Below are 9,604 nucleotides of genomic sequence, written 5' to 3' on the forward strand. Positions count from 1 at the left end.
CTCATCGGCAGAAGTCAAAGGGGGACAAGTGGAGATTCGGCGACTCAGAATTCTCCTGGCCGAGGACATGCACATGGTGCGGGGGGCCCTGGTCGCGCTGCTCGAACTCGAGCCGGACCTGGAAGTCGTCGCCGTGGTGGACCGGGGGGACCTGATCGTCCCCGCCGCCCTGGAGCATCGGCCGGACGTCGCGATCATGGACGTCGACCTGCCCGGCATGGACGGGCTCACCGCGGCCGAGACGCTGCACGCGAAGCTTCCGGAGTGCCGCACGCTGATCATGACGGGGCTGGGACGCCCCGGTCTGCTGCGGCGGGCGATGTCCGCGCGGGTGTCGGGCTTCCTGCTCAAGGACTCCCCGGCCGAGGGGCTCGCGCAGGCGGTCCGCGAGGTGGCCGCCGGCCGCCGGGTGATCAATCCTCAGTTAGTGATGAGCGCCTGGGACATCGGCGAGAACCCGCTCTCGGAGCGCGAGACCGAGGTGCTCCGGATGGCCGCGCAGGGGGACGAGCCGCGGGAGATCGCCGCGAAGCTGCATCTGTCGCTCGGCACGGTGCGCAACTACCTGACGACGACGGTGATGAAGCTCAACGCCCGTAACCGGATCGACGCCGTCCGCATCGCCACCGAGGCCGGCTGGCTCGCCTGATCCGCGCGGGACACCCGCGACCGGTCCTCGACCGACCGTCCACCGACGCGCCCCAGAATGCCGACATTCGGCGAGGTGAGAGCACCTCCGTGCGGCATGAGGAGTGCGTGATGCGCAAGGTCGTTTCCCGGGACGGCACGACGATCGCCTACGAGAAGTCGGGTGACGGCCCGCCGATCGTGCTGCTGAACGGCTCGTTCCGTGATCACACGATCTTCGACGCGCTCGTCCCCGAGCTGTCCCCGCACTGCACGACGTACGTGTACGACCGCCGCGGGCGCGGCGAGAGCGGCGACGCGCCCGCGTACGCCGTCGAGCGCGAGGTCGAGGACCTCGCGGCGGTCATCGAGGCCGCCGGTGGCGAGGCCGTGGTGTTCGCCGGTTCCTCGGGCGCCAATCTGGCGCTCGAGGCGGCGTTCGCCGGCGTGCCCATCACCCGGCTCGCCCTGCACGAGCCCTTCTTCCGCGTCGAGGGCTTCCCCAAACCCCCGTGGAACGTGGCGAAGACGACCCGCGTGCTGCTGTCGGAGGACCGCCGCCACGAGGCGGTCGAGTACTTCCTCGGCTCCTTCCTCGGCCTCACCCCCGACAGCGTCGCCGAGTGGCGCCGCGGCCCGCTCTGGGCGACGAACGAGGCGAACGCCCACACCCTCCTGTACGACATCGCCATCTGCGGCGACTACGAGGTGCCCGTCGAGCGGCTCGCCGCGTACGAGACGGAGACCCTGGTCCTCAACAGCTCCGGCACCAGCGAGTGGCTGCGCGCCGCGGCCCGTGCGACCGCCGACGCGCTGCCCCACGGCCGCTCCCTCGAACTGCCGGGCTCCTGGCACCGGATCGACATGGACGTCCTCGGCCGCACCCTCGCCGAGTTCGCCACCGCCTGAGCGGTCCCCACCGACGTCGACTCACGTGCAGGAGAGCATCACCGTGACCACTGCTCCCACCCTCGCCGCCGTGGCCGCCCCGGCCACCCGGGTCACCTCGGCGGCGGCCCCCCGGGCGCGCGGCGCCACCGTGTGGCTGACCGGGCTGCCCAGCGCGGGCAAGACCACGCTCGCCCGCGCCCTCGCCGAGCGGCTGCGCGCCCAGGGGCGCCCGGTCGAGGTGCTCGACGGTGACGAGGTCCGCGCCCACCTGTCGGCCGGGCTCGGCTTCGGCCGGGAGGACCGGCACACCAACGTCACCCGGATCGGCTTCGTGGCGGAGCGGCTCGCCGCGCACGGCGTCACCGTGCTCGCGCCGGTCATCGCCCCGTACGCCGCCTCCCGCGCCGCCGTGCGCGAGCGGCACGCCGGCCGCGGCACGGCCTTCGTCGAGGTCCATGTGGCCACGCCCGTCGAGATCTGCTCGGAGCGCGACGTGAAGGGCCTCTACGCCAAGCAGGCGGCCGGTGAGATCTCCGGTCTGACCGGCGTCGACGACCCCTACGAGATCCCGGCCGAGCCCGAGCTGCGGATCGCCACCCAGGGCCGCTCCGTGGCCGAGTGCGCCGCCGAGCTGCACGCCTACCTGACCGAGAGGGGTCTGCTGTGAGCGACGCCCGCCCGGCCGCCCGGCCGCGCACGACCACCAACGCCGCCCCCCGCTGCCGCGCGGGCGCCGGGGCCCGGGGAAGGGACGCCGCATGACGACCGCGACCCGCCGGCCGGCCGAGGCCTCGGAGAACCCGTACGCGCTCTCGCACCTGGACGTCCTCGAAGCGGAGTCGGTGCACATCTTCCGCGAGGTGGCGGGCGAGTTCGAACGCCCCGTGATCCTCTTCTCCGGCGGCAAGGACTCCATCGTCATGCTCCACCTGGCGCTGAAGGCCTTCGCCCCGGCGCCGGTGCCCTTCGCGCTCCTGCACGTCGACACCGGGCACAACTTCCCCGAGGTCCTCGCCTACCGCGACCGGGTCGTCGCCCGGCACGGGCTGCGGCTGCACGTCGCCTCCGTGCAGGAGTTCATCGACGCGGGACGGCTGCGCGAGCGCCCCGACGGCACCCGCAACCCGCTCCAGACGGTGCCGCTCCTCGACGCCATCGAGACCCACCGCTTCGACGCGGTCTTCGGCGGCGGGCGGCGCGACGAGGAGAAGGCCCGCGCCAAGGAGCGGGTCTTCTCGCTCCGCGACGAGTTCGGCGCCTGGGACCCCCGCCGCCAGCGCCCCGAACTGTGGGCGCTCTACAACGGCCGGCACTCCCCCGGCGAGCACGTCCGCGTCTTCCCGCTCTCCAACTGGACCGAGCTGGACGTCTGGCAGTACATCGAGCGCGAGGGCATCGAACTGCCCGGCATCTACTACGCCCACGAGCGCGAGGTGTTCGCCCGCGGCGGCATGTGGCTGACGGCCGGCGCGTGGGGCGGCCCGAAGGAGTCCGAGCCCGTGGAGAAGCGGCTCGTCCGCTACCGGACGGTCGGGGACATGTCCTGCACCGGGGCCGTCGACTCGGCCGCCGCCACCAACGCGGACATCATCGCCGAGATCGCCGCCTCCCGGCTCACCGAGCGGGGTGCCACCCGCGCCGACGACAAGCTGTCCGAGGCCGCGATGGAAGACCGCAAGCGCGAAGGGTACTTCTGATGAGCACGTCCACCGAGCGGTCGGCCCCGGCACCGGCGGCCACCTCCCTGCTGCGCTTCGCCACCGCGGGCTCCGTCGACGACGGCAAGTCCACCCTGGTGGGCCGGCTCCTCCACGACTCCAAGTCGGTCCTGGCCGACCAGCTGGAGGCCGTCGAGCACGCCTCCCGCAACCGCGGCCAGGAGGCCCCCGACCTGGCGCTGCTCACCGACGGCCTGCGGGCCGAGCGCGAGCAGGGCATCACCATCGACGTGGCCTACCGCTACTTCGCCACGCCCCGGCGCCGGTTCATCCTCGCCGACACCCCGGGGCACGTGCAGTACACCCGGAACATGGTCACCGGCGCCTCGACCGCCGACCTCGCGGTCGTCCTCGTCGACGCCCGCAACGGCGTCGTCGAGCAGACCCGCCGGCACCTCGCCGTCGCCGCGCTGCTCCGGGTCCCGCACGTCGTCCTGGCCGTCAACAAGATGGACCTCGTCGGCTACGCGGAACCCGTCTTCGCCACGATCGCCGCCGAGTTCACCGCGTGCGCGGCCGACCTCGGCGTCCGGAACGTCGTACCGATCCCGCTCTCCGCGCTCGCCGGGGACAACGTCGTCGAGCCGTCCGCGCACATGGACTGGTACGGGGGGCCGACCCTGCTGGAGCACCTGGAGACCGTGCCGGTCGCCGGCGACCCGAGCGGGGAGCCCGTGCGCTTCCCCGTCCAGTACGTGATCCGCCCGCAGACCGCCGAGCACCCCGACTACCGCGGCTACGCGGGCCAGCTGGCCTCCGGCGTGCTGCTCGTCGGGGACCCGGTGACCGTGCTGCCCTCCGGCCGCACCACCACCGTCGCCGGGATCGACGCCCTCGGGAAGCCGGTCGACCTCGCCTGGGCCCCCCAGTCGGTCACCGTCCGGCTCGCCGACGACATCGACGTCTCGCGCGGGGACCTGATCGCCGCCGCGGGCCCGGCGCCCGAGCCGACCCGGGACGTCGAGGCCGGCGTCTGCCACCTCGACGAGCGGCCGCTGCGCGTCGGCGCCAAGGTGCTGCTCAAGCACACCACCCGTACCGTGCGCGCGGTCGTCCGCGACATCTCGTACCGGATCGACATCGGCACCCTCGCCCGGCGGCCCGCCGACGACGACGGGCTGCACGTCAACGACATCGGCCGGGTCGTGCTGCGCACGGCGGAGCCGCTCGCCCTCGACCGCTACGCCGACAACCGCGGGACCGGCTCGTTCCTGCTGATCGACCCGGCCGACGGCACCACGCTGACGGCCGGGATGGCGGGCGAAACCCTCGGCTCCGCGGCCTCCAGCGGAGTTCGACGTACCTCCGACCCCGGCTTGAGCAGGGTCGTTGAAAGTGGCACTGGGTGGTCACCGGCGAAGGGAGATTGACATGGGCGCACGGCTGAGATCCGCCATGCGATCCCTCTGGAAGGACTTCGGCGAAGGCCTGATGTGGATGGGCTTCGCGTGGAACGGCATGTATCCGCCGCTCGAATGGCAGGACTTCCGCGTCCCACCTCCCCCCGCCGACCAGCCCTGTCTGCCGCCGTTGTCGGAAGAGGAGCTCGCCGAATGGTCGGCACTGGTCAAGCAACTGCGATAGAGGCGCAGCGAACCCCCGAGGAGGCGGTCGAATGCACAGCAATCTGATAGTGGCCCGAATGGATTCCCGTTCGAGTGCCGAGGTGGCGCGCCTCTTCGGCGCCTTCGACGAGACCGAGATGCCGCACCGCATGGGGACTCGGCGACGTCAGCTCTTCATGTTCAACGGTCTGTACTTCCACCTTCAGGACTTCGACGGCGAGAACGGCGGAGAGCTGATCGAAGAGGCGAAGACCGACCCCCGCTTCGTGCAGATCAGCCAGGACCTGAAGCCGTTCATCGAGGCCTACGACCCGGCGACCTGGCGCTCCCCCGCGGACGCGATGGCGAAGCGCTTCTACCACTGGGAGTCTCAGTGACCGGCAGGCGTGTGGTCGTCACCGGAGTCGGCGTGGCCGCTCCGGGCGGTATCGGCACCAAGAACTTCTGGAGCCTGCTGAGCGAGGGCCGGACGGCGACGCGGGGGATCACGTTCTTCGATCCCGCGCCGTTCCGCTCCCGCGTCGCGGCGGAGATCGACTTCGACCCCGAGGAGCACGGGCTCTCCCCGCAGGAGATCCGGCGCACCGACAGGGCCGCGCAGTTCGCGCTGGTCACGGCGCGCGAGGCGATGGCGGACAGCGGCCTCGACCTGTCCGGGCACGCGCCGCACCGGATCGGTGTGGCGGTCGGCTCGGCGGTCGGCGCCACGATGGGGCTGGACGAGGAGTACCGGGTCGTCAGCGACGGCGGCCGGCTCGACCTGGTCGACCACGAGTACGCCGTGCCGCACCTCTACAACTACTTCGTGCCCAGCTCGTTCGCGGCCGAGGTGGCCTGGTCCGTCGGCGCCGAGGGCCCGTCGACCGTGGTCTCCACCGGCTGTACGTCGGGCATCGACTCGGTCGGGTACGCGGCGGAGCTGATCCGCGACGGCTCGGCCGACGTGATGATCACCGGCGCCACGGACGCGCCGATCTCGCCGATCACCGTGGCGTGCTTCGACGCGATCAAGGCGACGACCTCGCGCAACGACGACGCGGAGCACGCCTCCCGGCCCTTCGACCTGACCCGCAACGGCTTCGTGCTCGGCGAGGGCGCGGCGATGTTCGTCCTGGAGGAGCTGGGGTCGGCCCTGCGGCGCGGCGCGCACATCTACGCCGAGATCGCCGGCTACGCCAGCCGCTGCAACGCCTTCCACATGACGGGCCTGCGCCCCGACGGCCGGGAGATGGCCGAGGCCATCCGCTCGGCTCTGGACGAGGCGCGGCTCGCGCCCGAGGCCGTGGACTACATCAACGCGCACGGCTCGGGGACCAAGCAGAACGACCGGCACGAGACGAGCGCCTTCAAGCGCAGCCTCGGCGAGCACGCCTACCGGACTCCCGTGAGCTCGATCAAGTCGATGGTCGGGCACTCGCTGGGCGCGATCGGCTCGATCGAGATCGCGGCCTCCCTCCTCGCCATGGAGAACAACGTGGTGCCCCCGACAGCGAACCTGCACACGCCCGACCCCGAGTGCGACCTCGACTACGTGCCGCTGACCGCGCGCGACCACCGCACCGACGCGGTGCTGACGGTCGGCAGCGGCTTCGGCGGTTTCCAGAGCGCGATGGTCCTCGCCCGACCGGACAGGAAGACGGCATGAGCACGACCAAGGTCGTGGTGACCGGCATCGGTGTCGTGTCGCCCAACGGTTTCGGCGCCGAGGAGTACTGGGACGCCACGCGCGCCTCGAAGAGCGGCATCGGCCGCATCGAGCGCTTCGACCCGGAGCAGTACCCCTCGAAGCTCGCCGGTGAGATCGACGGCTTCGTCGTCAAGGACCACCTGCCGAGCCGGCTGGTGCCGCAGACGGACCGCATGACGCAGCTGGCGCTGGTCGGCGCCGAGCACGCCCTGACGGACGCCGGGGTGAGCACGGAGGAGGCCGACGAGTACGGCATGGGCGTGATGACCGCCAGCTCCTCGGGCGGCTTCGAGTTCGGCCAGGGCCAGCTCCGGAACCTGTGGAGCCAGGGCAGCCAGTACGTCTCCGCGTACCAGTCCTTCGCCTGGTTCTACGCGGTGAACACCGGCCAGATCTCCATCCGGCACGGGCTGCGCGGCCCCAGCGGCGTGGTCGTCAGCGACCAGGCCGGCGGTCTCGACGCGCTGGCGCACGCGCGCCGCCTGGTCCGCAAGGGCAGCGACCTGATCCTGTCCGGCGGCGTCGACGCGGCGATCTGCCCGTGGGGCTGGGTCGCCCAGCTGACCACCGGGAGGATGAGCACGGAGGAGCGGCCCGACCGCGCCTACCTGCCGTTCGACGCGGACGCCTCCGGGTACGTGCCCGGCGAGGGCGGCGCGCTGCTGATCCTGGAGGACGCCGAGGCGGCCCGCCGCCGCGGTGCGACCCGGGTGTACGGCGAGATCAGCGGGTACGGCTCCACCTTCGACCCGGCCCCGGACAGCGGGCGCGAGCCGGCGCTGCGCAAGGCGATCGAGATCGCGCTGGCGGACGCCGGGGTGTCGGCGGACGAGATCGACGTGGTCTTCGCGGACGCGTCCGGCGTCCCCGAGCTCGACCGGATCGAGGCGACGGCGCTCACCGAGGTCTTCGGGCCGCGGGGGGTTCCCGTCACGGCGCCGAAGACGATGACGGGCCGGCTCGGCTCGGGCGCGGCGCCGCTGGACGTCGCGACGGCGCTGCTCGCCATGCGCGACGGGGTGATCCCGCCGACGGCGAACGTCACGCTCTCGCCCGACTACGACCTCGATCTGGTCACCGCGCCCCGGGACACGCCCGTGTCCACGGCGCTCGTCCTCGCCCGGGGCCACGGCGGCTTCAACTCCGCCGTCGTCCTGCGCTCCGTCGACTGGAACTGACCGAAGTGAAGGAGACCAGGGTGGGCACCACCGGGTCGGCAAGCGCGCATCCCCCCGTACAGAAGCGCCGCATCCTCCAGCTGTTCCGTCCGTACCGGAGGAGCCTGCTGTTCGTCGCGCTCCTGGTCGCGGGCTCGTCCCTGGTCTCCCTCGTCAACCCGTTCCTGATCCGGGAGATCATGGACACGGCGCTGCCGCAGGGCAGGACGGGGCTGCTGTCGCTGCTCGCGCTCGGCATGATCGTCGTGTCGATCGCGACGAGTTCGTTCAACGTCTGGCAGACCCATGTGTCGGCGAAGGTCGGCCAGTTGGTCATGCACGACCTGCGGACGGCCGTCTACTCGCACCTCCAGCGGATGTCGCTGGCGTTCTTCACCCGGACCCGCACGGGCGAGGTGCAGTCCCGCATCGCCCACGACATCGGCGGGATGCAGGTGACGGTGACGACCACCGCCACGGCGCTGGTGGCGGACCTGACGATCGTCGTCGCCACGACGAGCGCGATGCTGCTGATCGACTGGCGGCTGACGCTGGCGTCCCTGGTGATGCTGCCGGGGTTCGTGTGGGTGAGCCGGCACGTGGGCGACGAGCGCCGGGTCATCACGCGGGACCGGCAGAAGCAGTTCGCCGAGCTGTCGGCGAACGTGCAGGAGTCGCTGTCGGTCAGCGGGATCATGCTCGGCCACACCATGGGCCGTTCGCGCTCGCTGACGGACACCTTCGCCGAGCAGTCGCGGAGGCTGACGGCGATCGAGGTGCGGGCGAGCACGGCGGGGCTCTGGTACCAGTCGACGATCTGGATCGTCATGGCGTCGATGCCGGCGGTGATCTACTGGGTGGCGGGGCTCACGGCGAGCGGCGGCCACATGGCGGTCTCCATCGGTTCGCTCGTCGCCTTCACCACCCTCCAGCAGGCGCTGTTCCGTCCGGCGCAGCGACTGCTGACGATCGGGATCGACATCCAGAGCTCGCTGGAGCTGTTCGCCCGCATCTTCGAGTACCTGGACCTGCCGGTGGACGTCGCCGAGCCGGAGCACCCGGTGGAGCCGGGGAAGGTGCGGGGCGAGGTGGCGCTGCGCGGGGTCGGCTTCTCGTACCTGGGGGCGGAGCGGCCGACGTTGGACGGCGTGGACGTGACCGTGCCGGCCGGGCGGAGCCTGGCGATCGTCGGCGAGACCGGCTCGGGCAAGACGACGCTGAGCTATCTGATCCCGCGGCTGTACGACCCGACGTCGGGGACCGTGACGATCGACGGGATCGACGTGCGGGACCTGTCCTTCGGGACGCTCGCGGCGACGGTGGGCGTGGTCTCGCAGGAGACGTACCTGTTCCACGCGACGGTCGCGGAGAACCTGCGCTTCGCGAAGCCGGACGCGACGGACGAGGAGCTGGTGGCGGCGGCGCGGATCGCGCACATCCACGACTACCTGATGTCGCTGCCCGACGGGTACGACACGGTGGTCGGCGAGCGTGGCTACCGGTTCTCGGGCGGCGAGAAGCAGCGGCTCGCGATCGCCCGCGCGATCCTGCGGGACCCGCCGGTCCTGGTCCTCGACGAGGCGACCAGCGCGCTCGACACGCAGACGGAGAAGGCGGTCCAGGCGGCCATCGACGCGGCGAGCGAGGGCCGGACGACGATCACGGTGGCCCACCGGCTCTCGACCATCCGGAACGCGGACGAGATCGTCGTCCTGGAGCGGGGCCGGGTGGCGGAGCGGGGCACGCACGAGGAGCTGCTCGCCCTGGGCGGGCACTACGCGACGCTCGTGAACAGGGACCGGGACAGCAGGGACAGCAGGGACGACGAGCGGGCGGTCGCCACCGTCTGATCCCCCCCTTCGCTCGAAACGGAAGCGACGGCGCCGCCGGCGGGTTTCGGGATGCCGAAAGGGGATTAGACCGACTCGATTATGAGTCGCCAAGGAAATCGGGTAAAGT

General features: G+C 71.8%; 10 protein-coding genes. All 10 read left to right on the top strand.

The window, feature by feature from the left end; genetic code table 11:
- Positions 1–34: 34 nt before the first annotated feature.
- The 10 genes from ACWDVG_RS01600 to ACWDVG_RS01645 all read left to right on the top strand — a co-directional run bounded on the left by ACWDVG_RS01600 (position 35) and on the right by ACWDVG_RS01645 (position 9,495).
- Positions 35–649, top strand: coding sequence for a response regulator transcription factor (locus ACWDVG_RS01600; protein WP_451695111.1), 615 nt, complete (start codon positions 35–37; stop codon positions 647–649).
- Between the two features lie 110 nt (positions 650–759).
- Complete coding sequence (locus ACWDVG_RS01605; RefSeq protein ID WP_451695066.1) at positions 760–1,536, top strand: alpha/beta hydrolase; 777 nt, start codon at positions 760–762, stop codon at positions 1,534–1,536.
- Positions 1,537–1,579: 43 nt separating this feature from the next.
- Positions 1,580–2,185, top strand: a complete 606-nt coding sequence (cysC, locus tag ACWDVG_RS01610) for an adenylyl-sulfate kinase (protein WP_451695068.1) — start codon at positions 1,580–1,582, stop codon at positions 2,183–2,185.
- A gap of 91 nt (positions 2,186–2,276) precedes the next feature.
- Complete coding sequence (cysD, locus tag ACWDVG_RS01615) at positions 2,277–3,215, top strand: sulfate adenylyltransferase subunit CysD (RefSeq protein ID WP_451695070.1); 939 nt, start codon at positions 2,277–2,279, stop codon at positions 3,213–3,215.
- A complete protein-coding gene (locus tag ACWDVG_RS01620) occupies positions 3,215–4,606 on the top strand; it encodes a sulfate adenylyltransferase subunit 1 (protein WP_451695072.1) in 1,392 nt (463 codons plus the stop codon). The genes cysD and ACWDVG_RS01620 overlap by 1 nt, the downstream gene beginning before the upstream one ends.
- Position 4,607: 1 nt before the next feature.
- Positions 4,608–4,820, top strand: a complete 213-nt coding sequence (locus tag ACWDVG_RS01625; RefSeq protein ID WP_451695074.1) for a hypothetical protein — start codon at positions 4,608–4,610, stop codon at positions 4,818–4,820.
- 31 nt (positions 4,821–4,851) lie between these two features.
- Entirely contained in the window at positions 4,852–5,178 is a 327-nt protein-coding gene (locus ACWDVG_RS01630) for a TcmI family type II polyketide cyclase (RefSeq protein WP_451695076.1), read from the top strand.
- Positions 5,175–6,446 (top strand): beta-ketoacyl-[acyl-carrier-protein] synthase family protein, encoded by a 1,272-nt coding sequence (locus ACWDVG_RS01635; RefSeq protein WP_451695078.1) that lies wholly within the window; start codon positions 5,175–5,177, stop codon positions 6,444–6,446. The genes ACWDVG_RS01630 and ACWDVG_RS01635 overlap by 4 nt, the downstream gene beginning before the upstream one ends.
- On the top strand, positions 6,443–7,666 hold the full coding sequence (locus tag ACWDVG_RS01640; protein ID WP_451695080.1) for a ketosynthase chain-length factor: 1,224 nt from the start codon (positions 6,443–6,445) through the stop codon (positions 7,664–7,666). Before ACWDVG_RS01635 ends, ACWDVG_RS01640 begins: the two co-directional genes overlap by 4 nt.
- Before the next feature lie 20 nt (positions 7,667–7,686).
- Entirely contained in the window at positions 7,687–9,495 is a 1,809-nt protein-coding gene (locus tag ACWDVG_RS01645; protein ID WP_451695082.1) for an ABC transporter ATP-binding protein, read from the top strand.
- Positions 9,496–9,604: the final 109 nt, after the last annotated feature.

The organism is Streptomyces sp. NPDC003327 (assembly GCF_053589515.1).